The organism is Cytobacillus sp. NCCP-133 (genome assembly GCF_026011715.1).
In the GTDB taxonomy this organism is placed as follows: domain Bacteria; phylum Bacillota; class Bacilli; order Bacillales; family Cytobacillaceae; genus Cytobacillus.
Window position 1 is genome coordinate 156386 of sequence record NZ_BRVM01000005.1, and the last position, 25830, is coordinate 182215.

The following is a 25830-nucleotide window of genomic DNA, read 5'->3' on the forward strand; positions in this document are numbered from 1 at the left end:
GAAATATCAAATTTCATGAAGGGAATTTGAACCTTTCTCAAACAGTCTGCAGGATGGCAAAACCTGCTGTTAGCCAGCACACATCTATAATAGCATCTATCTTTAGCAAAATTCAGCTGAAGATAGGTGCTTTTTTTATGCATTTTCATTACAAGCCTGTTTTTCCATTTCCACCCATTATAAAATAATAGATGTGCTAGAACTTACGAAATAAGATTTCAATCTTAAGAAATTCTTAAGATTTCTATTACGTTAATGTTAAGATTTTACGTTTAGTATAAAAATATGAAAACGGGCCGCGAGAAAGTAGGGGGATTATGGAAAACTATAATGTACTCGTTGTAGATGATGAAAAAGAAATCCGGGATGCGATTGAAATTTATCTCAAAAATGAAGGCATAACCGTATTGAAAGCAAAGGATGGTATTGAAGCACTGGAAATGTTGAATGAACAGCCGGTGCATTTGATTATTTTAGATGTGATGATGCCAAAATTGGACGGAATTTCTGCTACATACAAAATCCGGGAGAAGAAGAATATACCGATTATTATTTTAAGTGCAAAAACGGAGGATACTGATAAGATTCTGGGATTGCAGGTTGGGGCTGATGATTATGTCACAAAACCCTTCAATCCAATGGAATTGGTTGCCCGTGTCAAATCTCAGCTGAGACGATATGTGACATTCGGTACCTTTGAAGGAGTCAAAAAGGTCATAGATTTGAATGGCTTGCAGCTGGATAAGGAAGCAAAAGAAGTATCTGTAAATGGAGAACCGGTGAAGTTGACTCCGATTGAATATAAAATTGTGGAACTCCTAATGACAAATGCTGGACGTGTTTTTTCAATAAATGAAATTTATGAAAGGGTTTGGAATGAGCCTTGCTATAATGCGGAAAATACGGTGGCGGTTCACATTCGAAAAATCCGTGAAAAAATTGAAATCGATCCGAAGAATCCAAGATATTTGAAGGTGGTATGGGGAATTGGATACAAAATGGAAAAATAAATGGACAATCGCTATTATAACACTTCTATTTGCGTATGGGGCAAGCGGGGTTTTATCTCTATTAAGTTATGGCCAGGAATATACGAATCCTGACTATTTCCACACCGCTCAATTTAGAAGCGATGTGGACGAATTTGCTGGATTTCTAAATGCGTTTGAGCTGAATGATGTGACACTTGAGGAAGCAAAGGAAGCCATTGAGGTTACGGAAGAGGATATTCAGGAGCACCGCTATCGATATGGCACATTGCCTGAACAAATAGATAATATTAAAGCCCAATATGAAGATAGGATTCAGGAGGCAAAGGCCGCTGAAAATAGTGAATTTGCAAAAGCTTTAACAGATCAAATGAATAAGAAAATAAATGACATTAACAAAAACTTTGAGAGCGATGAACACGTTCGCCCTAAAGTGATAAAGGATAAAGAAAAGCGGTTAGAGGATTTTTTTAAAGAAAAGGAACAAGTAAGGGATCGGTACAGGTTTTATTCCAAATCATTTACTTACTATTTCAAAGATACGGCTACGGGCGAAGTATATACGAATTTAAAATTGTCCAATGATGAGTCGCCAGAAAAAGTGATGAAGAAGGAGAATATGTTATTTCTCACAGATTACACAATGGACAAAGGTTACTACTTTCATTATTTGGATGGATATGAAGAGATTGCTCGGTCTTTAGTAGAATCCGAAGGCGGTTATTTTGAAGGTCAAATCGGCCTTGCTAAAAATCTTCCCGACACGAATATATTTGTAGAACAAAATAATAACTTTAAGGAAAAACAGATTGTTTTATTCGTCTATGCTGGCTCTGCTGTTTTAGCACTGATAATCGCTTTGGTTGCAGGCAGAAAGTCAAAGGCAATACCTGCTGAAATGGAAAGATGGAGGCCATTATTCAATAAGCTGCCAATTGATTTGAGAATATACTGTTTTGGGTTTACTGCAATCGGGATGCTGCTGTCACTGTTTCTATTGAATGATCTGCTTATGTTCAATTATGAGATGTCTTCAGATGTAATGGAAATGATCATTATATTAATTGGGGCATCTGTTCTATCCGGACTGGCTTTTGTACAGGGAAAATACATTGCTGATGAATTCAAGAATTGGCAGCATGTGAAGGCTATATGGAAAAAAAGTCTGATTCTTAAATTTTGGATACTGCTTAAGGAATTGGCGAAGAAAACTACCGTTACCTTACAGGAGGCATTTCTTAACCGAAGTACAGGCACGCAGCTGTTTATTGTGATCGGGATCATATTTGGGCATGGGATGGGCTCTGTTATCATGTTTTTTCATCCGTTCTTTGCATTATTATATCTGATGATTCTTGCTTTCGTCGGCATTCCGCTTATAATGGCACTTGTCAAACGGATAGGCTATTTCAATCGGATCATCGAGACAACGAATGAACTGGCAACCGGACATATGGGAAAGGACCTCCCGATTACTGGTAAAAATGTACTTTCCACACTTGCTGGAAATATAAATATCCTTAAGCAGGGGGTCAAAACCTCCCTTAGCGAGCAGGCAAAAAGCGAGCGACTCAAAACAGAACTAATTACAAATGTCAGCCATGATTTAAGAACACCATTAACTTCTATTATTACGTATACAGAACTATTGAAGTCTGGAGAGGTTACGGAAGAGGACCGTTTAGCTTACCTGGAAATCATTGATCGAAAGTCCAAACGATTGAAGGTATTGATTGATGATTTATTTGAAGTTTCAAAGATGGCCAGCGGAAATATTGAACTTAGAAAGGAAAGAGTCGATCTCGTTCAGTTGCTGCAGCAGGCACTGGGAGAACATGATAATGCGATCACAGAGTCTAATCTTCACTTCCGGGTTACAAATCCTGGCTTTCCGATCATTGCAAGTGTCGACGGTCAAAAGCTTTGGCGTGTGTTTGATAATTTAATAGGGAATATATTGAAGTACTCTTTAGAAAACTCTCGGGTATACATTGCGATTAGAGCCAATAAAGACCAGGCAGTGATTACATTTAAAAATGTTTCCAAATATGAACTCGATGATCAGAGTGAAGAACTGTTTGAACGGTTTAAACGGGGAGATAAGTCAAGGCATACAGATGGTTCAGGGTTGGGCCTAGCCATAGCCAAATCGATTGTCGATCTTCATGAAGGTAATCTTGATATAGATACAGATGGTGATCTGTTCAAAGTGACTATTTCACTGAATATAGAACAGTAAGGAAAAGAGGATGAAAGAATGGATTTTTCAAAGCTTTACAGACTACATTACAAACGCCTTTTTTATATAAGTTTCTCGATTACAAAAGACGCTTTTCTCGCAGAGGATGTGGTACAAGAGACTTTTATTAAGGCCATGAAAAAGGCTGAAACGATAAATAATGAAGACAAAGTTGAAGCTTGGCTGTCTGTGATTGCCCGAAGGACCGCACTGGATGTTATTAGAAGGGAAAGGAAGAAGACCGCGGTCCCGATGGAGCAGGAAATGCTAGAATGTCTTTGCTTAATTACAAAGCATAATGTTGAACAAGAAGTAGAATCAGAGTTTGTTGCTAAGGAAATAAAGGCAGCAATTCGGCAGCTGGCAAGAACCTACCAAGATGTTCTTTTACTCAAGGTTGATGGAGGATTAAAGGAACAAGAAATTGCCACCGTCTTAAATTTAAAGCCTTCGACTGTGAAAACAAGGATTTTCAGGGCGAGAAAGCAGCTTAAGACGATGGTGCAGGTAGGGGCATAGTATAAAAAGGAGAGCACATAGTCCAAAATAGTCTGTGTGCTCTTTGTTGTCATTTTACCTTTCTGGCATTGGCGTAGGGGTAGAAGCTGTGCCTAGTGATTCATATTTCTTGTCAATGTTTGTACGAATCGTTTTTATGTTCGTTCCTTTTTCAAATTCCTGTTTTGCCTCACGGGCAATATCTACACATATTCCTCAGCCAAAGCCCATGCTGTCGAGCTTTGCCGTGTCGCCTGCAACAGAATCAACAAAACAATGAGTATTGCTAATATGTCCATCTTCTTCATAACATCCGCAATAGCAGGGCATATAGTCAAGCACTTCCGAATGTTCCACAGCAAATTGATAAGCTTCAAGAACTTTAGTGCTGTTAGTGAGAGAAGTAACCGCAGACCAATCATTACTGCCTATTTTGTATTCAAGCTTAGGCTTATGCAAATCGGAATCCTCAGAGCCTTGTCCATTAGCAGAACAGCCTGAGATTAAAAGAGTTCCAAGAAAAAATGGGATGACTAATTTTTGCACTTAAGTCCACTCCTGCTTCAATAATAACATTCAGTTCTTATTAAGATTACCATTGAAAATGAATCGGTGCAGTGACAAAAATCGCAACTTTTATTATTTTTTTACCAGGTTATAGTGGCTTATGGAATTAGTACCTGTTATTTAATTTATGTAGATATATTTACCTCTTTAAAAATTGTCCTCCTTTTTAAATGCATTTTCTTTCAAGGAGGTTTATGCTTTTTAGGAGAGTAACTATGCATTTCCTTTGCAATTGTTTCATTCTTTAGATGCCTTGCTGACCGGTTGCGGAAAAACTTCACTGCCTCTTTGTTCAAAGCTCTGCGGAGTTTGCCTATGATTTTCATTTGTCATCACCCCTATAAAAATTATGTGTCAGAGTTGGTTTTCATGTTAGGATTTATAAAGAACGAACTTGATAGATGGCAGAAGTGCGTTTATGCCGCTGGGAGACTATTCGTTCAGTAAAAAATATGGATGGGTTGCTGATCAGTTGGGAGATTTTTAGTTTTGGGAGGAAATAATCAAATGATCTATTTTTTTGTCGGTTTGGCGGGAATGCTGGGAGCTTCGCTGAGATACATTGTCGGAGTAATATTATTTACGGAGAGTGTTTTTCCGTTTGCCACCTTGCTGGTTAACTTGATTGGAAGTTTTTTATTGGCATGGCTAACCACAAACATTATTAAGAAATTTTCCATCTCCCCAATTGCGGCTGCAACGATTGGAACGGGTTTTGTCGGTTCATTCACTACTTTCTCCACGTTGAGTATTGAAACTGTCACCTTGTTTCAGGATGGAAAGCTGCTAATGGGACTGAGTTATGTCCTGATAAGTGTGCTGGGAGGATTAGTGATGAGCAGGCTCGGATTTAAAATAAGCGAAGAGGTGCGGGAATCATGAGTGTCATAAACATTTTATTGGTGGGAATTGGAGGATTCCTGGGAGCAGTTGCCCGATTTTCTTTAAGCAAGCTGTTAAACAATAAAACGGACACTTCCTTTCCAATCGGGACACTTACTGTCAATTTATTGGGGTCTTTTTTATTGGGCGTTATAATAGGGACTGATCCTAATGAAATGGCTGTTTTGTTAATGGGAACTGGTTTTATGGGCGCGTTTACGACATTTTCCACTCTTAAGCTGGAAATGATGCACCTCCATTTAAATGAGCACAGAAAGGTTTTCATGCTGTATATTGCCATTACATATGGGGCGGGAATTACGCTTGCGTATGCGGGATTCATGCTGGGAAGAATGTTTATTGAATAAGTGTTCGGGAATCAACTGAAAAAAGAACATATTTCTGCTCTTTTTTCAGTTGGAATTCCCATTATTTACTTTTTTCTGGAATACCATGCGGATTGTAGCTTGGGGGAATTCTTAGCCAGCCTCTTTGTTTCATTAAATTCTTGAGTGGAGAAGCAAATTCCATTAAATGAACCTGTATTGAAAAAAACAGCATCCCGACATCCATTCTTACCGTTTTGATCATAGCCTGTGCACAAAATACAATGCTTGCTGCTACTTTTACAGATATTAAGTTTGCAATTTCATCATCCGTTAATTTTACCCCTTCTGGTACAGAATCCGGATCCGAGAGCGGCTTTTCAGCATTTGTTAACGGCAAGGGAACGCCCTCCTTAAGCAGAAAATCCTCAATCATTTGGGTATCTGCCTGGCTTCCTTCGATTGCCTTCCGAATGGTGTGCAATAGTTCAGTGTCAGTGGTCATATTAAGGGCAATATAGTAGAGGGAATGAGCTTCATGAAAGGCTGTATAAAGCGTCCATAAATCCATAACCTCACCAACATGCAAAGGCGGTTTCGGTTCATTATCAGCAAAGTTCTTTATGGTTTCTGCAATGGCTTCAAACGGGTTCTTCATCATTTCACTCCTGAGGATTTTGTTTGGTAGTTATTTTTACCTGCTTTATACCTTTTATTCCATATGGCTAACGGAAGCTATATTTTCCAAAAAATACATACTGATTCAAAATGAAAATCTATTACAATAAGTACGATAAAATTGCTATAATAATTTCTTGTACAGCGGTGGTGCAAAACACACCTTGATCCTATACTCGGAGGAATTATTATCCTTATTTTTACACTAATGGTCAGTGAGCAAAGATTCAATAAATACGGGCCAAATCCAATAAAGGCAGCAATATAAACTAAAAACCCAGCCATCAATTGGCTGGGTTTATTTAATCCATTAATTCGCTTTCAATCCTTCTCTTTTCGCCTCTGTTTCCGCCACAATAACAGCGCATGCGGCGTCGCCTGTAATGTTTACAGCCGTACGAGTCATATCAAGCAGTCGGTCAATTCCAATGATTAAGGCTATGCCTTCAACTGGCAGGTTCACTGAATTCAGAACCATGGCGAGCATGATTAATCCTACTCCAGGAACACCAGCAGTGCCGACACTGGCAAGAACCGCTGTCAGGACAACAGTGATCAGCTGTGTAAAAGTCAAATCAACACCGAATACTTGGGCAATAAAAATTGTAGCAACCCCCTGCATGATTGCCGTGCCATCCATGTTAATAGTCGCTCCAAGCGGCTGAACAAAGCTGCTGATCGACTCTGGCACTTTCAAATTTTTCTGGGCTGTACTCATAGAAATTGGCAGGGTCGCATTACTGCTCGAAGTACTGAAGGCAACACCCATTGCAGGAGCAAAGCCTTTAAAGAACCAGATTGGGCTCTTTTTAGCAAAAAACGCTACAGAAGTTCCATATGTCAAAATGGCATGAATAAGAAGTGCAGCGACAACCACGATCATATATAGTCCCATTGCTTTAATTGCAGAAAGCCCTTGGCTGCCGACAGCAGATACAATCAGGCCAAATGTTCCGTATGGTGCAAACTTCATAACCAGATTAACCAGGTACATCATAATGTCATTGCCTTGTTCAATGAGGTTCAATATCCCTTTTGTTTTGCTGCCAAGCATGGTTAATGCAAATCCGACAAATATGGAGAAAGCAATAATCTGCAGCATATTTCCTTCAGTGAACGCTTTCACAGGATTGGTTGGAATGATATTTAATAGTGTATCAGTTACTGGCGGAGCTTCTTTTGATTCAAACTCAGCATTTGTAATATCGAATTCTCCGATATTTCCCGGCTGAATGACAGACGCAAGACCAAGTCCGATTGTAATGGCAACACTCGTTGTGAGCAGGAAGAATCCAATGGTTTTAATTCCAATCCGCCCAAGCTTCTTCGGATCACCAAGGCCGGCAGTTCCAAGTGTGATTGAAAAGAAAACAATCGGAACAACAAGCATATTGATAAGATTCAGAAAGATTTTTCCAAGTGGTGTAAAGATAAATTGATCAAGTTCGGGATAAATGCTTGATGCAAATAAATTAATCAGAAGGCCGGTGATTCCGCCAGCGATCAAGGCAAGAATGATCTTAGTTGATAACTTCATATTCAAATTCCTCCAGTGGTTAGAATAACAAAAAAATACTTCTTGATAATATCCATTTACAGGATATACCCCAAAAAAGGCAGTAAAAAAACACAGAGGCAAAAACCACTGTGCAATACGGCCGTGTTTTCCTCTCAATGCGCTTACGAGGTTAGCTGTCGGATTCGGGTTTTGAGAGTACCCTACCTAAAAAGGATTCACCCCAGGTACTTACTTTATAAGTACGATTGGTTCCCCCGCTCAAAAGATTAAGCGAAATAATTTATAAGTTTTTTTGAAGTATAACTTTAGTACTCTAAATTATAAATTAATTTATATTCTTGCATCCTAGTTATGTCGATATAACTATCGATATGATAGTAATTTAATATGAAACGAATAATTTGTCAATTTATTAAGCAATAATTCATTCTATTGTCCCATCTGTAACTTAGAGATTAAATTTTTGTCAATTTTATTTAACAAATTCCATCCACCGCAAGAATGGATGTCTATTTTTATCTTTAATTTTTACGTCTTTCATATTCAACTGATGCTCATGATCGGATAGCCATTTTCTTAATTCAGCGTTATCTTTAAAATGTGAATAATACATTTCTCCATTTTTGCCTGTGGCACTAACACTTGACTCCTGCGGGAGGAGAGGGAGCGGGAGACCCCGCAGACGCAGGGTGTCGAGGAGGCTCTCATTCCTCCCCGCGGAAAGCAAGTGTCCCGCAGCGGAAATCAACGGGCTGAATTATAAGCAAAAACAACAATCTATGAGAAATAAGCCTTAATAAAAGAGTATGTGACAAAATCTTTTTCGGTATTTAGTTTCCGAATGCCTGCAATAATCAGCCACAAAGCAATAGCTTAATAGCCAAGCTGATGAAAGAATGCAGCCGCATTTATGTAAGGAATCCAATAAATAAAAAAATGCCCATATATTTGGGCATTTTATAATACATCCGTTAATTCGGTAGCAGAATACACGGAGATCAGGACTACTGCATTTTCATCCGTAATATTTTTGACAAAATGCGGGACACTGGCATTCCAGCTGAATGAGTCTCCTGCTTCAACAATAAAAGACTCCTCTCCTTGCTCCGCCAAAATTTTTCCTTCAAGCACCAGGTGGCATTCCTCACCTTCATGCGCATGGTACTGTCCCATGGATGCGCCAGGAGGGAATTCAACAATCATCATCCTCAGGCCGCCTTTTGATGTTAAATGTTCGACTTTAAGATTGTTAAAAGTGGAAGTCGTTCTTTCGCCTTTTCTGACGACTCTCATATGCTGTTTCTTTTCTAGCAGTAAATAGGGAAGTGGCACGTCAAGAAAATCTGCAATCGTACTCAACGTATTAATGGAAGGAGATGTATTATTATTTTCCACATTGCTGATAAATCCTTTAGATAAGCCTGTTCCATCAGACATTTGTGCAATGGTGATTTTTTTGCGGTTTCTTATTGCCCTTATCTTTGTTCCGATATCCAGTGTAATCACCTCAAAAGTTTCCTAATAAAAAACATATTTATATATTAGCAAAAAAAGATTTGACAATCCAGAGGCTAAATTGTTATCTTATAAATAATTAATATTCATATTGCAAAACATTTTGGCAGCCCTATTTGTTTTATTATATGAATTTTTAATTACTATAAAGATAATAAATTAAGGAGGGTCTATTTCATGATGCCATCATTTTTTATTGCCCATGGTGCACCGCTGCTGGCAATGGAAAAAAATATATATACTCAGTTTTTGCAATCATTGAGTGTTTCACTTCATAACCCAAAAGCAGTTGTTTTGTTTTCAGCTCATTGGGAGTCACCTGTCCAAATGGTGAGCAATGTAGACAACTTCAGAACGATCTATGATTTTGGCGGATTTCCTGAAGAATTGTATCAGATCGAATACCCTGCAAAGGGAAGCGTAAAGGTAACACATGAAATTGCAGATTTATTTACAGAGCAGGAAATACCTTTTGAAATTGATGAGAAGCGGGGTCTGGACCATGGCGCCTGGGTCGTGCTCAGAATGCTTTACCCTCAAGCGGATATCCCGGTCATTTCGATGTCTGTTAATCCAAGATTGGCACCAGAGGAACAGTACAAAATTGGAAAGTCACTTGTAGCATTAAGAGAGCAGGATATTATGATTATTGGCAGTGGAGGAACAGTTCACAATCTTGGTGCAGTTGATATGTCCAAAGATAGTGGACCTGCTGACAGCTGGGCAATTGGATTTGAGGAGTGGCTCGAAACACAAATAACTGATTGGAATTTGGAATCACTATTCAATTATAGATCATTGGCTCCGAACGTGGATATTGCAGTGCCGCCTTATGGAAATGAGCACTTTATCCCTCTTTTTTATGCAATGGGAGCAGCTGATCAGGAGAAGTCAGCAAAGTTATTGCATCGTAGCTTTCGATACGGAAACCTAAGCCATAGTGTTTGGCAGTTTGGAGAATAATATTATGGAAAACAAATATGAGGCAGGAACATTTTTATTGCGAGTTGTTTTAGGGTTAACATTTTTTGTGCATGGAATAGTGAAATTCCTGGGAGGCATTGAAAACATAGCTGGATGGTTTACTTCTATTGGGTTGCCTGGTTTCCTTGCTGTGGTTGTAGCAGGAGTTGAGCTGGTGGGCGGAATTGCATTAGTCCTCGGATTGTTTAGCAGAGTGGTATCTGCAGTATTCATTTTGCTGATGGCTGGTGCTATCATAAAGGTGAAATTAGCCGGAGGATTCCTTGGCAATGGAACAGCAGGGTACGAATTAGATCTCGCTCTGCTGGCTATGTCAGCGTCGATTGCCATGACCGGCTCGAAGTTATTTGCATTGGATCAGATGTTTTTAAAAGGAAGAGAAAATACCGATTCTGTTTCGATTAATAAATAAAATTTTATGAGGTTTGTACTCCGTCTATAGATACAGGCCTTCTTCATGCGAAAAAAGCTGCCGAAGTTCAGAATTGACTCACGGTAAATTTTAATCGAACTTGGCAAAAGAAAAGGAGGATGCGGCCAGGAAGATATGACATGGGATGTGGGAGCCGCATTGGCAAACTAACTTAATCATCTAGAAAGAGTAAGATAAATAGAAAAAGAAAGGAAGCTCTGAAAATGAGCTTCCTCACAATAGCTTCTTCAAAAACACATAACTAACCTTGTCGTAATCCATTTTCTCCTCGTAAAAACGGTGGGCAGCTTCTCTTTGCAATCCTGATGAAAGGGAAACAGCGCTATATCCATTATCCTTGGCCCAATTCTCAACATATGAAAGGAGGGCACTGCCAAAACCCTTGAATCGCTGGTCCGGGTCTGTGACTAGATCGCATACCCAAATAAATCTGCCATTATACAAGGTGATCATCGGCATGAATCCGGTGACAGCTTTCATTTTTCCAGACTCATATAAAGCCGCTATTCTGTAGTTTTCTTTTTGGACGGCTTCTGAAACTAGTGCTAGATAACTTTCCACATCCAAATGGGTACGCAGATGCTTCATCAATGGGTAAGCTTTTTTCCATTCTTCCGGTGTGGTTAGCTCCTTGATCAATGATGACTCCATGTTTCTTCTCTCCAATTCTATTTGTTTTATTTGTAGCGTATCTATCGCTTTTTTCTTAAAACTGTAATAAAGCCATCCAAAATATCATGGCTAACCTTAACTTGGTATTAATCGCGATTGCACTTGGAATCTCATGGATTGGATCTGGAGTTATCTCTCTTGATGACTTATATAACATCAACTTTTAGTAAGCAATCATTAGAAACAGGACAGAGAAGGGTCTCTATCCTGTTTTGTTATCTATTAATGCTTAATAATTTTAAGAAAGGGTTTTTCTTTTTGTCTGTAATTTTGATTTCGTTCTGAGAAATCCGATCTTGATTTTCCAATATCCATCTTTGAAGTTCTTTCTTATCTTTACATTGAGTATGGTATGTTTCTCCGCCTTTGCCAACAGCGTTGACTACGAATCTGCAATTATTATCCATAGACATCACCTTGTTTCCTTTTAATAGAGTCTAGATGCATTATAACAGCAGAGAATTAAATTTCAATGGTTTTTATGTAAAATTACAGCCGGATTAATACCATCTTTAGGAAAGAATATAAATAAATAAATAAATAAATAAATAAATAAATAAATAAATAAATAAACTCAATCCATATGAAATAGAAAATAAAATAAGAAACTAAAGACTTTCCACTCTTTTTTGAAGTAAAATGGAATTATGAAGCTAGTGAAAAATCGTATTAGGGAGAACCCATACATGGAAACTTTACTTATTTATAAAGATGATGTATCCAATAAATTTTGGAAAATAAACGTGACAGGAAAAGTTATTACAGTTACCTATGGAAAAGTTGGATCCATAGGAGCTGTTAAAACGAAAGAATTTGAATCGGAAGATCGGTGCCAAAAAGAGGCAAATAAACTCATCCAATCAAAGCTGAAAAAGGGTTATGCAGGGGCAGCTCTATATGCAAAAGTTATCAAAGAAAGCACCATGACTGAAGCACTTTTTTGGGAATTGCTTATGACCGCCAAGAAAAAAGGGGAAAATCCTGAAGAACAGCTTGAGTGGCTGATAAACAATTTGTCAAAAAGGCCTTTAAAAGACATTGTGATGTTTGATTACTGGTTGAATCAGAATTATAACAAATCATATTTATCCAGTCTTTGGGCAGCAGCATACATCATTATGGGCGGCTGTTCAGACGATTGCTTCGATTATTTCAGGGCGTGGCTTCTTTATCAAGGAAATAAAGTATATGAGTCCAGTTTAAATGATCCTGAAACATTAATCCCTTCTCTTGGCTGTCTTGAAGAAGAAAGAGATATTCCCCAGTTTGAAGACTTGCTCTATGTGGCCAGTATGGCATACGAAGAAAAGACCGGCTATGATGAGGAACATTATGATCATTTATACGAAAAGCTATCCGGGGATGTATATGTTCAGCCCGACATCAAACTGGATTGGGATGCAGATGATGAAGAAGGGCTAAAAAGAATGTATCCGAAACTATGGGAGAGATATGGAGAGAACCCTCTGGAATATTGAATTATTTAAATTCGGCTGCCTCATTAGGGCAGTCTTTTATTTGGTTTAATAAGGGGCTTGAGGTTGAATCAGTGGCTGGTTTGTATGAAGCCGGAAAACAGTTGAGTGAGAGAAAAAGGCCGCTTTGAATCCCCTATCTCGCCACCAAATAACTTCAAAAAGAGAAAATGATAACCACAAGGCGATCTCAAAAGCATCACAGTTTCCCACTCACAACCAACACGTAAAAATCTGAATTTATAGGTAAATCGGTTTAGCCGCTGTCAGATAAATAGTATAATATTGATAGTAATAGAGTAAAGTGACAATGATTTCAGGGAGTCATCCTACAGGGGGAAATCAGATGGCAAAGATAATGCAGATATCAGACGAACTGAAGGATTGGATTGTAAGTACTTTAAAGAATGATGTTAGCCCGATTGCGATTGCGAATGCTTTGATTAAAAAGGGCTTTGATAATCGGTTTGCTTATGAAACGCTTTTTAAAATTGTTGGAAATGAAGCGATAAAGACGACAGATGGGGAGCAAGTTCGGTATAATAATGAGGTTCCCGGGATTGGCAGGAAGGGAAATACCCTTTATACAAGCGACAGTGAAATAAAAGTTCTTTCGAAAAATGAAAAGCCGTTTGTTTTGCATTTGGATAACGTGCTAAGTCATCAAGAATGTGATGAAATCATCGGCCTTTCGAAGAGCCGCCTGGAGCCATCCCGTGTTGTAGACACAGCTTCCGGGGAGGAGCGCGCTGCAACTGGGAGGACAAGCAAAGGGATGGCTTTTCATATTAGAGAGAATGAGCTTGTAGCCAGGATCGAGAGAAGAATCTCGGAATTAACAGGTTTCCCGACTGAAAATGGGGAAGGCTTGCAAGTGCTAAATTACGGGATTGGTGAAGAATACAAATCCCATTTTGATTTTTTTCCACCTAATATGGCGGATGTCAAAAAAGGCGGTCAGCGTGTAGGTACCTTTTTAATCTATTTAAATGATGTGGCAGCAGGCGGGGAAACGGTTTTTCCTAAGGCTGGTTTATCTATTGTTCCAAAAAAGGGGACGGGTATTTATTTTCACTATGCAAATGAAGATGGCCAGTTTGACCGTTTATCTGTACATTGCAGCCTACCTGTCACAGTGGGCGAGAAATGGGTAGCGACCAAATGGATTCGGCAAAACAAAATTAATCATGAATAGAAAAAGCAAAAGGATGTTTTCCAGGTGAAGCTGATTAATAAACTATTCTCAAAGCAAAAACCAGTTATGATTGAATTTTGCCAGCGAAATCTTGACCAGTTTTTAAAAGAAGAAAATTATTCTGATTTTAACCGTTTTCTAAATCAGAAATATATCAATTATAAAGAATATGAATGCCAAAGCAAATGCAAGGAATGCAGGCAGTCTCCATATGCTGTGGTGGACGGCAAGTTCATCTCTGCGGAGAATTCCGATGAATTATTGGCGAAGCTGAAGGCACAGGCAGAAGAAAAGTAAATAATGTAAAAGGAATTGGAGCAATCCAGTTCCTTTTTTCATATTATTATTCAAATAAATATTTGAATAATTTTTCTCAAGAGGTATAATATACTCAAGTGAAGGTTTGAATATAGAGGGGGAATCAACTTGGGGTCTAAAGATACTTGTGATATTTATTGTTATGACAAAGAAAAGGTGACTCGGATACAATGGGAACTGCAGAAGGAAGACCTTTCTAGTGTAGCACAATTGTTTAAGGCGCTTGCAGATGAAAATAGAGCAAAGATTTCCTATGCACTTTGTCAGGATGAAGAACTGTGCGTCTGTGACATTGCCAATATAATTGGTTCCACTATCGCAACAGCATCCCACCATTTACGCACCCTTCATAAGCAAGGAATCGTAAAGTTTCGAAAAGAAGGCAAATTGGCTTTTTATTCGTTGGATGATGCTCATATTAAGCAATTATTGCTTATTGCTATGGAACATAGAAATGAGGTGAAATCCAATGTCTGAACAAGCGAGATTAGCTGAACAGCAAACGAAAACCTATCGTGTTCAGGGCTTTTCCTGAGCAGGCTGTGCCAAAACGTTCGAAGAGAACGTGAAGCGCCTGGATGGCGTTTTAGATGCGAATGTTAATTTTGGTGCATCCAAAATTACGGTTACCGGAACAGCTGCAATGGAAGCTATTGAAAAGGCCGGAGCCTTTGAAAAGCTGAAGCTGCGCACTGAAAATGAAAGAACAGCTGAGCGTGAGCCTTTTTGGAAGCAAAAAGAAAACTACAAAGTATATTTTTCTGCCGTGCTCCTGATGATCAGCTGGATTTTAAGCAAGCAGTATGGTGAGGACCATATCTATCCGATCATCGGATATGCAGCAGCCATTTTAATTGGTGGATACACCTTATTCCTTAAAGGCTTTAAAAATCTGTTCCGATTGAATTTTGATATGAGTACTCTGATGACCATCGCCATTATCGGTGCAGCAATTATTGGCGAATGGGGAGAAGGCGCCATGGTTGTCATATTGTTTGCAATTAGTGAGGCACTTGAACGCTATTCGATCGATAAAGCTCGTCAATCAATTGAATCATTGATGGATATTGCTCCAAAAGAAGCGTTAATTCGCCGCGGTACAGAAGAAATGATCATTCATGTTAATGAGATTCAAATCGGGGATGTCATGATTGTGAAACCTGGGCAAAAGCTTGCTATGGACGGAATCGTTATTAAAGGGACATCGACTCTGAACCAGGCAGCGATAACGGGGGAAAGTGTTCCCGCCACCAAATCGGCTGATGATGAGGTGTTCGCAGGAACCTTAAATGAAGAAGGTCTGCTCGAAGTGAAAGTAACGAAACGGGTGGAAGATACGACAATTTCGAAAATCATTCATTTAGTGGAAGAAGCGCAGGCGGAAAAAGCGCCTTCCCAGCAATTTGTTGATAAATTTGCAAAGTATTACACACCGGCCATTATTCTTTTAGCGCTGTTAATCGCCCTCGTCCCGCCATTACTCGGAGGGGATTGGAGCGAGTGGATTTATCAGGGTTTGGCAGCTTTGGTTGTAGGCTGTCCTTGTGCACTGGTTGTTTCAACGCCAGTTGCTGTGGTGACAGCGATCGGCAACGCAGCGAGGAATGGAGTGCTGATAAAAGGCGGCATACACCTGGAAGAGGCTGGATCGCTAAAAGCGATTGCCTTTGATAAAACAGGTACGTTAACCAAGGGTGTCCCTGCAGTTACGGATGTAGTCGCTTATGATGGTGATGAAACTGAATTATTAAAAGTTACAGCCGCGATTGAAAAAGGTTCACAGCATCCTTTGGCTTCAGCCATCATGCGAAAGGCAGAGGGAAATGGAGCAGATTTTAACTCTGTGACAGTTGAGGATTTCCAATCCCTCACCGGGAGAGGGGTAAAGGCGCTCCTGAATGAAAAGCTTTATTACGTAGGAAGCCCTAAGCTGTTTGAAGAACTCCATGGAACAGTGGAAAGGGATACTAGTCAGAAGATTACAGAACTTCAGGCGCAGGGAAAAACAGTTATGGTGTTAGGAACGGAACAAGAGATTCTTTCATTGATTGCAGTAGCAGATGAAATGAGGGAAAGTTCCAGATTGGTCATCAGTAAGCTGAACAGCATGGGAATCAGTACCGTTATGCTGACAGGTGATAATCAGCTTACAGCTGATGCAATCGGAAAGCAAGCGGGGGTTGCTGATATTAAAGCAGATTTGCTTCCACAAGATAAACTGACTTTTATAAAAGAACTGCGCGCTCATCATAAAAACGTGGCAATGGTTGGAGATGGCGTAAATGATGCACCAGCTCTTGCAGCCTCGACTGTGGGAATTGCCATGGGCGGAGCTGGAACGGATACCGCCCTCGAAACAGCCGATATTGCCTTGATGTCAGATGATCTAACAAATCTGCCATATACGATTAGGCTGAGCCGTAAAGCATTGGGGATTATTAAGCAAAATATCACATTTTCCCTAGCGATAAAACTATTGGCATTGCTGCTTGTGATTCCGGGTTGGCTGACGTTATGGCTGGCGATCTTTGCAGACATGGGGGCAACTTTGCTGGTTACCTTGAACAGTTTACGATTATTAAAGGTAAAAAAGAATAATTAAGGATGATTCTTAAAAATTTCCGCTTTTTTGTGCATTGAAAATGTTACCGAGCTCATTTATATTAAAAGTGAAAGCTGCTTAAGATAATGGCAGAGCATCTAAAAAATTTTATAGGGGGCGTTAAATGATGGCTACGAAAGCAGCACGCAAACGTAGAAGTATTAAGCGTTTCCTTCAAAAGGAATTAAGAAAAGGCAAAGCGAGAAGGGGTAAAGTGATTGTCGCAGTCTAAGCATTATTTTTCAAAAGCCGGGGTTTGGCCAATGGCCCCGGCTTAGTTGTTATTATACAATAATTCAGAAGAAAAGCTTCCCACTATAATTTTTGCGGAAAGCTTTTTGTGTGATGGAGTTACTGATCCTTCCCCGCACCAAATTCCTCTGCTAATTCAATCAAAGCTTTATTGATTCGCCAAATATAGTACAGGTGATGAATTAGGTCTCGCTGGGACTGTTTCCGGGTAGGGGCTAGGCGTTCGATTTGCTCCCGTTCTTTATCCAGGCTATAGACAAGAGGGCCATCCCCGTTTCCTTTTAGCAAATCCACTAATGTATCGATATTAAGCTCCAGCTTTTCTTTAATCCTCTGGAAAACATTAACCAATTCATCCGGATAGTCGAAGCCTTTTCGATAGGAGGAGGCAACTAGGTGCTTTGCATAGTAATTGATGGCTCCAAACATCGTAATCCACTTGTTTATGTCCGAATGGCAGGGAGACACAAGCTTTTGGGTAAGTGATTGGGCCTCCGTTTTGATCGTTTGAAATGTTTGTTCGAGCGTAAACGCGGTCCCCGATAGTTCTTTTATATTTATATCCTCTCTAAAACCGCGCACATACGCTGTTACATACGGCTTCAGCTCATTTAAAAAGTCTGTAAAGGCTTCAGCTACCTTATCCTTCGTTTTCTTAGGGAAAACAAAGGTAGAAACGCCGAAAGCGATCATTGCACCGGCGATTGTGTCAATAACCCGGGCACTAATAAGCGAAAATGAAATTCCTCCAAGTAAAAGGTCATACATAAAGGCGACCAGCATCGTAATAAACATACTCATTAAGGTGTAAGAAACCTCAAATAAATAGAAGGCAAAAAAGACGACGACAAAAATTAATACGACTTCAAGAGATGTATGGCCAGAAACAACTTTTGCCAGTGAAAATCCAATGACGGCTCCCATAATCGTTCCGACTGAACGCTGGAACCCTTTTGTATAAATGCGGCCGATTGATTCAGTCCCTATCAGGACAATAAAAGCGGTTAAAAGCACCCAGTATGGCTGAGCAGGGGAAATGCTCTGTCCGGCTATGATGGATAAAGCCCCGGCAATCAAAGCTTGATAAGCCTTTTTGGTAGAAGGCTTCAGGCTAGTTTCTTTGTCTTCTGCCTTCTCTTCATTTGATTCCTTTTCAGGATCAACCTTTGTTTTAATATCTTCACTTTCAAACGCTTTTTCCCTATAAAGGGCTTGTTGCATGGTTGCAGCTCCCTCAATTACATGGTTGGCAATTGATTCAATTCTTCGAATAAGAAAGAGCCATCCTGCGGGCTTTTCATCACGATTAAATAAATCCAAGATCAAGAGGCGCAATGCCTGCACAGCCAATTCTGCTTCCTGCAGGTTTTGCTCTTCATAATGCTGGGTAAGAACCTCTGCATCACGCAGGGACTGAATGACCCAAATAAGCAGTCTCCTTAATTCATCAATTTCAAAAGCGTCTGCATTTTTTAAACTGCGAGCGGAGTCAGTGAGCGTTTCAATCAGCATCCCTGTATCAAAAATATAAAGCCGCAGCTGGGAAGGAGACAGGCCAGTCCATAATTTTTTTACATCTTCTTCGTTTATATATTCTGAGACAGTGATGGCATATTCCTGAAGCTTATGAACATTTTTCTTTAGCTCTTTTTTTTGCTCAGGGCTCAATTTCTTATCTTGTATTCCCTGTATTAAAAGGTTAAATGTCAAGTTGCTTTGGATATGAAAGGAGCGAATGCTTCTTTTTAAGTTTTTAGCGGTATTTTGGAAAAGGATGAAATTGAAAAGGAAGGCATATGCAATTCCAATCCAAATGCCAATGTAAAACCAGGGCAGCTGGCTCCTTGCCAGCTGTAAGATGGATGAAAAGTATAGAGTCATAAAAGCAATCATACATAAAGAAAAATACCGTATGCTGTAACGGGTTAAATAAAAGCTGCCGAAAATAATGGCAAGCATTACAGCGTCTATGTAATAAGTATGCCCTGTAAGCAAGGAGCCGATTGTTATGCCGGCCATGGAGGAAACGCCAAGCAAAAGGGTTGTGAGCATTTTTTTCTGTCTGGCATCATCCATGACAATCATAATTCCAAGCATCCCTGCCATGCCGGAAACAATCGCTGGAGTCAGTATATTATTACCGGCTGCGTGGATGATAAAGAGCGTTGTAAAGACGGATGCCATTAAGCTGAGTGTGGCACGGCCCGCTTTCTGAAACCGGATAAGTCCTGGATCAGCCGCCAAAAGTCTCCCAAGCCAATGGTGTTTAATATGCAGTTGTTTCATTGGGTCACCAATCTTTACATAAGTTTTTTCTAGAGAGAGCTAAAATTTATTCTAACACTTCATGTTTTGGTATCCAAATAAGGCCTATTAATTGGTTTTACCCGCATGCCTCCTCCTTAAGCCGATAAAAGGAAAATAATTTTAAGGTTTAAAATTCGAACAAATGTTCTACAATAAAGTATGGAGGGATTTACAATGCCACTTAGAGATAGAGGAATAGTAAAATGGCTTCCTGCTCACTTTATGCCGGAACATCGGGCCATGCTAAAGAAACTGAAAATTGAACAGAATTCTCAAAACAATCCGCTTATTGATGAGTATGAATTGGAGGAATTTGAAAACAAGATTCACTATGCGATGGAGTTTGCCTATATTCTAAAAGTGAAGGTATATATAACAAGCAGGTAAAATAATCTTACATTGGCAGTATCATGATATAATTTAAAAAACATCATGTAAGTTTAAGGGGAAAAAAATGAACGATATTTTAGTAGATTTGATAGATGATTTGAAAAAGTCTAATGGCGGTCATATCCTTTATCAGTACGATCAATTAGATTGTTACCTTCAAAATGCAACATCTTTTATTTTGGCTGGAGTTAGAAATGGCGGACATGTAATGTATGTAGAGAATGACCGGAATCTTCTTCATATGAAGAAAAAATTGGGGAAGCATTTAAGCAGTGCTGAATTAGCCAGAGTCCATTTCGTAAATAATTTTGATTTCTACTATTCAAATGGTGATTTTAATCCAGATACCGTAATTAATTATTTTCGTAAAACGCTGCAGCCTCACCTGGATAGCGGTAAAGCCATTTATACCTGGGGGCTTGTAGAATGGGGGAATGTAGAAGAATATATTCCGAAAGTAGAAGAGTATGAGAAAAAATTAGACAAATTCAGAGCGGACAAAGGCATTATTTCTGTATGTGCTTACCATAATGGCAATACGCCCGATGATTTGAAAGAAAGATTGGTGCGCTGTCATAGTGTGCTCGTAACCGATCATGAATATAAATACCTGAAAAACTAAATGTTTGCTTATTAGGAGAAACCGATGAAACATATAACGTTCAACAATATTTATAAGCCTGGCAAGGTCGTGCTGGAAAATGGATTTTACATCCATAATCATAATCCGGAAATGCTGCTGCAGTATGATAGCAATTTTATCCGTTTTAAAAAAATGCCGACGGTACCTGAGTTTTTGGATGCTCACGATTATTTAAGATCATATCATCAGGAGTCTGGGCAAAAGCATGTACGGTTTTATTTTCCTGAAGGGGAGGAGTTTCCCGCAGGAGCTTCTAAACTTCTTACAAAAAGACGAGGACTTTACAATCGGATTCCTGGAGCTGTATGCCATTCAGCCTAGGGAATTTCCTGATGTGGGGGAGAATCCGGATATAACCGTCACAAATGTGTCAGTCGAAACATGGGATGATTATTTGAAGTTACAGTATGAACTTGATTCGGTTTATGGGGAAAGTTATGCTGAAGAGAAACAGGATCAGCATCTAAGAAATTATCAGAGTGAATCTATACAGCAGATTCTTGCATACTACAAAGGAAAAGCAGCTGGATCAGTCGATGTCATTATTGAAAAAGGAACGGCTGAAATTGATGGTCTTATGGTCGATGAAGATTTTCAGAAAAAAGGCATTGGCAGTTGCTTGCAAAAGTATGTGATGGATCAATTTAATGATAAGATGGTTATCCTTGTTGCCGATGGGGAAGATACGCCGAAGGAAATGTACCGGAAGCAAAATTATCGGTATCTTGGGAAGCAGTATGAACTTTTAAAAATATCCGATTGAAATAGTGCCTGGTTTTTGAGAGCCAGGCATTTTTTATGTGTATTTAAAGGGGAAATAAAAGAAAAATATTTTTATTTCATGTAAGCGCTTTAAAGGGTTGAAGTTTTCTGAAGACTTTGATAAGATTTAAAAAACTGAAAAGGCCATGTGTAACTGGCGAAACGCGGATTACCGCGAGGGAGCACATGGTATCAAAGCCGTTCGCCTGGGCAGAGGTAAGGGATTCTACCCTTGCCTCTTTCTGTTTAAAATCTGACAAAGTAACAAGAAAAGGGGAGAGTACATTGAGTACCATGACTTTAGACAAAGTGAAGACGATTAAAACGTTAAACGCCATTGCAAAAAGCGGCCTTGAAGTATTTAACAAGGATCATTTTAAAATTGACAATGAAAGCGATAATCCGGATGCGATTGTGCTGCGTAGCTATAATATGCATTCAATGGAATTTGCCGATAATTTAAAGGCAATAGCACGTGCCGGTGCAGGTGTCAACAATATCCCAGTCGATAAATGCACGGAGCAAGGCATTGTTGTATTTAATACACCTGGAGCCAACGCAAATGCTGTGAAGGAAATGGTACTGACATCTCTGATGGCTTCATCCCGGAATCTATTCGCCGGAATTGCCTGGACTAAAACGCTCAAAAATGAGGGCAATCAAATCCCTAAGCTTGTAGAAGCAGGAAAGAAGCAATTTGTAGGAAAAGAAATTAAAGGGAAAACACTTGGAGTGATTGGCCTTGGTGCGATTGGCGCCATTGTGGCAAATGATGCGCTTGAACTGGATATGGATGTGGTAGGGTTTGATCCATTCATCTCCGTCGACACAGCCTGGACCTTATCCCGTAATGTCCAGCGCGCCATGACAATTGAGCAGGTGTTTGCAGAATCTGATTATATCACGGTTCATGTTCCGTTAACCGACGACACAAGAGAAATGTTTAACGAGAATTCGTTCAATATGATGAAAGAAGGGGTTCATATTCTCAACTTCTCACGCGGCGAGCTTGTAAATGAAGCGAATATGGCTGCTGCTCTTGAAAGCGGAAAAGTGGGCAAGTATATCACAGACTTCCCGAATGAAAATGTATTAAAAATGAAAAATGCCGTGGCGATTCCACACCTTGGCGCATCCACGACAGAATCAGAAGAAAACTGTGCTGTCATGGCAGCAAGGCAGGTAAAGCATTTCCTTGAAACAGGTAATGTCAAAAATTCAGTAAACTTTCCAAATGCTGCACTTCCTTATACAGGCAAAAGACGTGTGACAGCTTTTCATAAAAATATTCCGAATATGGTTGGACAGATCACACTGGCGATTTCCAGCTACCAGCTGAACATTGCGGACATGGTGAACCGCAGCCGCGGAGAATATGCATATACCATGATTGATATAGATAACAAAGTGAATGGCGATATCATTCCAGGCCTGCTAAACCAGATTCATCAAATTGAAGGCATTGTGACTGCACGCATCATTTAATTAAGGAGCCTCCATATCAAATGGAGGCTTTTAGTTTGCGGCAGCTTCCGGGTTGACGATATTTTAATTTTGGAAGTATTATATTGATTTGCAGCTAAATTAGAGAATTTGCATATACAGCTATTGCAAATAAAACGAAAAAAATGCAAATAAAAGAAAAGCAGCCTGTTATGGCTGCTTTTTGTCATTTTATAATTTTTCTTCTGAATAATACTCATCAATCGCACGAAGCCAGTTTGTTCGCGCTATCTGGCCGGCTTTTTCCTTATTCCGCTGTTCAAACGCTTTTAACATCTCTTCGTGTTCATTAATGGAGCGTTCTTTTAGAATAATCGTTTTATTATAATATAGCCGCATGACATGTGCTTGCAGCATTGAAACCGTATTCGAGATATATGAATTTTGTGCAAGATCAATAATGATATTATGGAATTTTTCATCCTGCTTCAATGCTGTAAAAGTATCGCCGGCTTTTAAAGCCTTTGCGAATTTTTTGTTAACTTCACGAAGAAGGTCAATAGATTGCTGGTTGATATCCGGTGCAGCCAGTTCAGCGGCAAGCGCTTGCAAAACACCTAAAGGAGGGAGAATTTTGCTAATATCTTCAGGTTTGACCTCAGTAACTTGCGTCCCGACACCTGGAAACATTTCGACAAATCCATGGACATTAAGCAGCTGAAGTGCTTCCCTGATAGGGGTACGGCTAACGCCTAATGCTTTGGCAAGATCGGCATCAGTCAATTTTTCCTGAGGCTGCAAGGTGCCGTCAATAATCCATTCCTGGATTTGTGAAAATGCACGCTCTTTTGCTGAAATGCGGGTAGGTGATGAGAAATTGGAAGGAATCGGCATAGCTGTAACCACCTTTTTCTTTATCTAAATACTATTTATCTACCTATTTTAAAATTATTCCAATAGATATTAATTTAGTATAGAGAACTTTCTAGAAAAATTCAATATATCACATAATTCGACAAAAATTTTGTGCGATATATTGCATAAGTATGCCGGGTGTGTTATCTTGAATTATGCAATATATTACACAGTATAGAATAATAAAAAAATTACTGCGAAAAAATTATTCGGAAGATTTGGATTTAATAGATTGTTAAATTAATGGAATTCCATTGATGAAAATAGGCAGAATTCTAGGAGGATGAATATGAGCAATAAAATACCTTTTTCATACATCGTAACGGTCGGGTTTATGCTGTTTGCTTTATTCTTTGGCGCAGGAAACTTAATTTTTCCAGCAATGCTGGGCCAATCAGCAGGAACGAATATCTGGCAAGCAAATGCAGGATTTATCCTGACAGGTGTTGGGCTGCCGCTCCTTGGCATCCTTGCCTTGGGGTTTTCAGGTAAGAGTGATTTACAATCATTGGCAAGCCGTGTAAATCCGCTTTTTGGATTAGCATTTACTGTAGCGCTTTATTTATCAATTGGTCCGCTTTTTGCGATTCCGAGAACAGCAACGGTTTCATTCGAAATTGGAATTAAGCCATATCTTTCAGAAGGCAGCAGTGTAATAGGGATCATTATTTTTTCTATCATCTTCTTTGGAATTACAGCTTATTTTTCATTGAAATCATCCAGTATTGTTGATATCGTAGGAAAATATTTAACACCGCTTTTACTAATTGTCATTGCCATCCTGATTGGTACAGCATTTTTCAATCCAATGGGTGCTTTTCAGGCTCCAGCTGAAAATTTTCTAAGCGGTGCATTCTTTAAAGGGTTCCAGGAAGGCTACCTAACGATGGATGCTCTTGCTGCTTTTGTATTCGGAATTATTGTGGTAAATGCAGTGAAAGAAAAAGGCGCTTCAACGAAGAAAGAAATTATGGTTTCGATTGCAAAAGCGGGCGTCATTGCAGCAGGACTTTTAGCGATTATTTATACCTCACTTTCTTTTATTGGCGCTTCTAGCGTGAGTGGCCTAGGACTATTGGAGAACGGCGGCAGTGTTTTATCAGGTGCTTCTAAGCACTATTTCGGATCATTTGGTGCGATCCTGTTAAGTGTGATTGTTTTTGGCGCATGCTTAACAACAAGCATCGGTCTGATTACAGCTTGTTCATCTTACTTCAATAAATTGATGCCAAAGATTTCTTACAAAACTTTTGTCATTGTATTAACGACTTTCAGTGCGGTTTTAGCAAACTTTGGGCTAAGCCAATTAATTGCTATCTCTGTTCCCGTTTTAGTCGGTATCTACCCACTGGCAATTGCGTTGATGGCACTGACTTTCCTTCATCCAATTTTTAAAGGTAAGAAGGAAGTTTATCAGGGCAGCATGCTCCTCACATTTGTCGTTAGTTTATTTGATGGTTTAAATGCAGCAGGAATTAGCTTTGCACCAATCAATGCCCTATTTAATGCAATCCTTCCATTGTATGGGGTTGGTTTAGGGTGGATTTTCCCAGCTATTGCTGGCGGTCTGATTGGATTTGTAGTTGGATTGATGAAGAATAGCCATTCACATTCTGCACGAGCTGAAAAAGCAGCATAACGATAAGGTCCCAGAGAAAAGAATCTGGGTCTTTTTTTTTATATCAGAATTTATGTCCTTTTGAAATTAGACAACTGTCTAGCTCCAGTCGCCTTGCGCTTTTCTTAATGGGCCAGTGTATCCTTTAACAGGGAAGCTGCAGATAAAATTAAAAACCTGAAACTACAAGAAAAGTTGCAGAAATATAGGAGAATTTGCAAATATAAATCTCAAAACCTCCTAATAAAATTTGTGGTGAGGGTGGTACATTAAGAAATCCTTGCAAATTATCCAGCTAAGTAAGGAATATTTTATTATTTTTTTGATATAAACGAACCTTTTATAGTATTTTAGTAATATTATTCGTATTTTTTGTTGCGCTTCTCTTTGTTATTTGTTATATTTGCATAGTAATATTATTTTATTTCATCACTCGTATATGCTCGGTAATATGGTCTGAGCGTTTCTACCTGGTTCCCAATGAAAGAACCGGACTACGGGTTAAAGTATTTGGACAAGTTCTGTAATTTACGAACATTACTTTAACTCCGCAGGTCTGGAAGGTGGAAGTCGTCATTCTGCTTTTTCCAGGCCTTTTTCTATGGTCC

Annotated in this window: 26 protein-coding genes and 3 riboswitches; of the genes, 18 read left to right on the forward strand and 8 right to left on the reverse strand. The window is 39.3% G+C overall.

Annotation, left to right across the window (positions count from 1 at the left end):
• The first annotated feature begins 317 nt into the window (after positions 1 to 317).
• From NCCP133_RS08795 to NCCP133_RS08805, 3 genes are read left to right on the forward strand one after another with little or no spacing between them, the layout of a single operon-like run.
• Entirely contained in the window at positions 318 to 1010 is a 693-nt protein-coding gene (locus tag NCCP133_RS08795; RefSeq protein ID WP_264804551.1) for a response regulator transcription factor, read from the forward strand.
• On the forward strand, positions 988 to 3228 hold the full coding sequence (locus NCCP133_RS08800) for a histidine kinase dimerization/phospho-acceptor domain-containing protein (RefSeq protein WP_264804552.1): 2241 nt from the start codon (positions 988 to 990) through the stop codon (positions 3226 to 3228). Before NCCP133_RS08795 ends, NCCP133_RS08800 begins: the two co-directional genes overlap by 23 nt.
• Before the next feature lie 18 nt (positions 3229 to 3246).
• Positions 3247 to 3747, forward strand: coding sequence for an RNA polymerase sigma factor (locus NCCP133_RS08805; RefSeq protein WP_264804553.1), 501 nt, complete (start codon positions 3247 to 3249; stop codon positions 3745 to 3747).
• 54 nt (positions 3748 to 3801) lie between these two features.
• Here the strand turns inward: NCCP133_RS08805 and NCCP133_RS08810 are convergent, their stop codons facing one another.
• On the reverse strand, positions 3802 to 4272 hold the full coding sequence (locus NCCP133_RS08810; protein WP_309298049.1) for a PCYCGC motif-containing (lipo)protein: 471 nt from the start codon (positions 4270 to 4272) through the stop codon (positions 3802 to 3804).
• A gap of 528 nt (positions 4273 to 4800) precedes the next feature.
• Here NCCP133_RS08810 and crcB (NCCP133_RS08815) point away from each other — a divergent pair.
• Together crcB (NCCP133_RS08815) and crcB (NCCP133_RS08820) are read left to right on the forward strand one after the other, a co-directional pair.
• Positions 4801 to 5175, forward strand: coding sequence for a fluoride efflux transporter CrcB (gene crcB / locus NCCP133_RS08815; RefSeq protein WP_264804554.1), 375 nt, complete (start codon positions 4801 to 4803; stop codon positions 5173 to 5175).
• On the forward strand, positions 5172 to 5543 hold the full coding sequence (crcB, locus tag NCCP133_RS08820) for a fluoride efflux transporter CrcB (RefSeq protein WP_264804555.1): 372 nt from the start codon (positions 5172 to 5174) through the stop codon (positions 5541 to 5543). The genes crcB (NCCP133_RS08815) and crcB (NCCP133_RS08820) overlap by 4 nt, the downstream gene beginning before the upstream one ends.
• Before the next feature lie 61 nt (positions 5544 to 5604).
• Here crcB (NCCP133_RS08820) and NCCP133_RS08825 read toward each other — a convergent pair whose 3' ends face one another.
• The 3 genes from NCCP133_RS08825 to NCCP133_RS08835 form a co-directional block, all read right to left on the reverse strand.
• Positions 5605 to 6159, reverse strand: a complete 555-nt coding sequence (locus NCCP133_RS08825) for a DUF3231 family protein (protein ID WP_264804556.1) — start codon at positions 6157 to 6159, stop codon at positions 5605 to 5607.
• Between the two features lie 330 nt (positions 6160 to 6489).
• Positions 6490 to 7716, reverse strand: a complete 1227-nt coding sequence (locus NCCP133_RS08830) for a dicarboxylate/amino acid:cation symporter (RefSeq protein ID WP_264804557.1) — start codon at positions 7714 to 7716, stop codon at positions 6490 to 6492.
• A 126-nt stretch (positions 7717 to 7842) separates the two neighbouring features.
• Positions 7843 to 7981: riboswitch (cyclic di-AMP (ydaO/yuaA leader) on the reverse strand.
• Between the two features lie 674 nt (positions 7982 to 8655).
• Positions 8656 to 9195, reverse strand: a complete 540-nt coding sequence (locus NCCP133_RS08835; RefSeq protein WP_264804607.1) for a helix-turn-helix domain-containing protein — start codon at positions 9193 to 9195, stop codon at positions 8656 to 8658.
• A 195-nt stretch (positions 9196 to 9390) separates the two neighbouring features.
• Here NCCP133_RS08835 and NCCP133_RS08840 point away from each other — a divergent pair, with 195 nt between their 5' ends.
• Both NCCP133_RS08840 and NCCP133_RS08845 read left to right on the forward strand, forming a co-directional pair.
• Positions 9391 to 10176 (forward strand): dioxygenase family protein, encoded by a 786-nt coding sequence (locus NCCP133_RS08840; protein WP_264804558.1) that lies wholly within the window; start codon positions 9391 to 9393, stop codon positions 10174 to 10176.
• Positions 10177 to 10180: 4 nt separating this feature from the next.
• Positions 10181 to 10609, forward strand: coding sequence for a DoxX family protein (locus NCCP133_RS08845; protein WP_264804559.1), 429 nt, complete (start codon positions 10181 to 10183; stop codon positions 10607 to 10609).
• Positions 10610 to 10843: 234 nt separating this feature from the next.
• Here NCCP133_RS08845 and NCCP133_RS08850 read toward each other — a convergent pair whose 3' ends face one another.
• Positions 10844 to 11281, reverse strand: coding sequence for a GNAT family N-acetyltransferase (locus NCCP133_RS08850; protein WP_264804560.1), 438 nt, complete (start codon positions 11279 to 11281; stop codon positions 10844 to 10846).
• A gap of 236 nt (positions 11282 to 11517) precedes the next feature.
• Entirely contained in the window at positions 11518 to 11709 is a 192-nt protein-coding gene (locus tag NCCP133_RS08855) for a hypothetical protein (protein ID WP_264804561.1), read from the reverse strand.
• A gap of 279 nt (positions 11710 to 11988) precedes the next feature.
• On the opposite strand from NCCP133_RS08855, the gene NCCP133_RS08860 reads away from it, so the two are divergent.
• The 5 genes from NCCP133_RS08860 to NCCP133_RS08880 all read left to right on the forward strand — a co-directional run bounded on the left by NCCP133_RS08860 (position 11989) and on the right by NCCP133_RS08880 (position 16892).
• Positions 11989 to 12780 carry a DUF4240 domain-containing protein gene (locus NCCP133_RS08860; protein WP_264804562.1) on the forward strand — a complete coding sequence of 264 codons (792 nt, stop codon included), beginning with the start codon at positions 11989 to 11991 and terminating at the stop codon, positions 12778 to 12780.
• Between the two features lie 343 nt (positions 12781 to 13123).
• On the forward strand, positions 13124 to 13972 hold the full coding sequence (locus NCCP133_RS08865) for a 2OG-Fe(II) oxygenase (RefSeq protein WP_264804564.1): 849 nt from the start codon (positions 13124 to 13126) through the stop codon (positions 13970 to 13972).
• Between the two features lie 24 nt (positions 13973 to 13996).
• The gene (locus NCCP133_RS08870; RefSeq protein ID WP_264804566.1) at positions 13997 to 14269 is read left to right on the forward strand and encodes a YuzB family protein; all 273 of its coding nucleotides are present in this window, start codon (positions 13997 to 13999) and stop codon (positions 14267 to 14269) included.
• Positions 14270 to 14398: 129 nt separating this feature from the next.
• Positions 14399 to 14767, forward strand: a complete 369-nt coding sequence (locus NCCP133_RS08875; RefSeq protein WP_264804567.1) for an ArsR/SmtB family transcription factor — start codon at positions 14399 to 14401, stop codon at positions 14765 to 14767.
• Positions 14760 to 16892: a heavy metal translocating P-type ATPase gene (locus NCCP133_RS08880; protein ID WP_264804568.1), complete on the forward strand. Its 2133-nt coding sequence runs from the start codon at positions 14760 to 14762 to the stop codon at positions 16890 to 16892. The genes NCCP133_RS08875 and NCCP133_RS08880 overlap by 8 nt, the downstream gene beginning before the upstream one ends.
• Before the next feature lie 351 nt (positions 16893 to 17243).
• On the opposite strand, the gene NCCP133_RS08885 is transcribed toward NCCP133_RS08880, so the two are convergent.
• Positions 17244 to 19430 carry an FUSC family protein gene (locus tag NCCP133_RS08885; protein ID WP_264804569.1) on the reverse strand — a complete coding sequence of 729 codons (2187 nt, stop codon included), beginning with the start codon at positions 19428 to 19430 and terminating at the stop codon, positions 17244 to 17246.
• 195 nt (positions 19431 to 19625) lie between these two features.
• Here NCCP133_RS08885 and NCCP133_RS08890 point away from each other — a divergent pair, with 195 nt between their 5' ends.
• From NCCP133_RS08890 to NCCP133_RS08910, 5 genes are all read left to right on the forward strand, one after another.
• Positions 19626 to 19838: a YolD-like family protein gene (locus NCCP133_RS08890; protein ID WP_264804570.1), complete on the forward strand. Its 213-nt coding sequence runs from the start codon at positions 19626 to 19628 to the stop codon at positions 19836 to 19838.
• 67 nt (positions 19839 to 19905) lie between these two features.
• A complete protein-coding gene (locus NCCP133_RS08895) occupies positions 19906 to 20463 on the forward strand; it encodes an MEDS domain-containing protein (protein WP_264804571.1) in 558 nt (185 codons plus the stop codon).
• Between the two features lie 24 nt (positions 20464 to 20487).
• Positions 20488 to 20805, forward strand: coding sequence for a DUF5613 domain-containing protein (locus NCCP133_RS08900; protein ID WP_264804572.1), 318 nt, complete (start codon positions 20488 to 20490; stop codon positions 20803 to 20805).
• Positions 20690 to 21247, forward strand: coding sequence for a GNAT family N-acetyltransferase (locus NCCP133_RS08905; protein WP_264804573.1), 558 nt, complete (start codon positions 20690 to 20692; stop codon positions 21245 to 21247). The genes NCCP133_RS08900 and NCCP133_RS08905 overlap by 116 nt, the downstream gene beginning before the upstream one ends.
• A 139-nt stretch (positions 21248 to 21386) precedes the next feature.
• A riboswitch (ZMP/ZTP riboswitch) is annotated at positions 21387 to 21465 on the forward strand.
• Between the two features lie 66 nt (positions 21466 to 21531).
• Complete coding sequence (locus NCCP133_RS08910; RefSeq protein WP_264804574.1) at positions 21532 to 22731, forward strand: phosphoglycerate dehydrogenase; 1200 nt, start codon at positions 21532 to 21534, stop codon at positions 22729 to 22731.
• 189 nt (positions 22732 to 22920) lie between these two features.
• Here NCCP133_RS08910 and NCCP133_RS08915 read toward each other — a convergent pair whose 3' ends face one another.
• Positions 22921 to 23583: a GntR family transcriptional regulator gene (locus NCCP133_RS08915; protein WP_264804575.1), complete on the reverse strand. Its 663-nt coding sequence runs from the start codon at positions 23581 to 23583 to the stop codon at positions 22921 to 22923.
• Positions 23584 to 23893: 310 nt separating this feature from the next.
• Here NCCP133_RS08915 and brnQ point away from each other — a divergent pair, with 310 nt between their 5' ends.
• Positions 23894 to 25243, forward strand: coding sequence for a branched-chain amino acid transport system II carrier protein (brnQ, locus tag NCCP133_RS08920; protein WP_264804576.1), 1350 nt, complete (start codon positions 23894 to 23896; stop codon positions 25241 to 25243).
• Positions 25244 to 25635: 392 nt separating this feature from the next.
• Positions 25636 to 25739, forward strand: a riboswitch (purine riboswitch).
• Positions 25740 to 25830 lie beyond the last annotated feature (91 nt).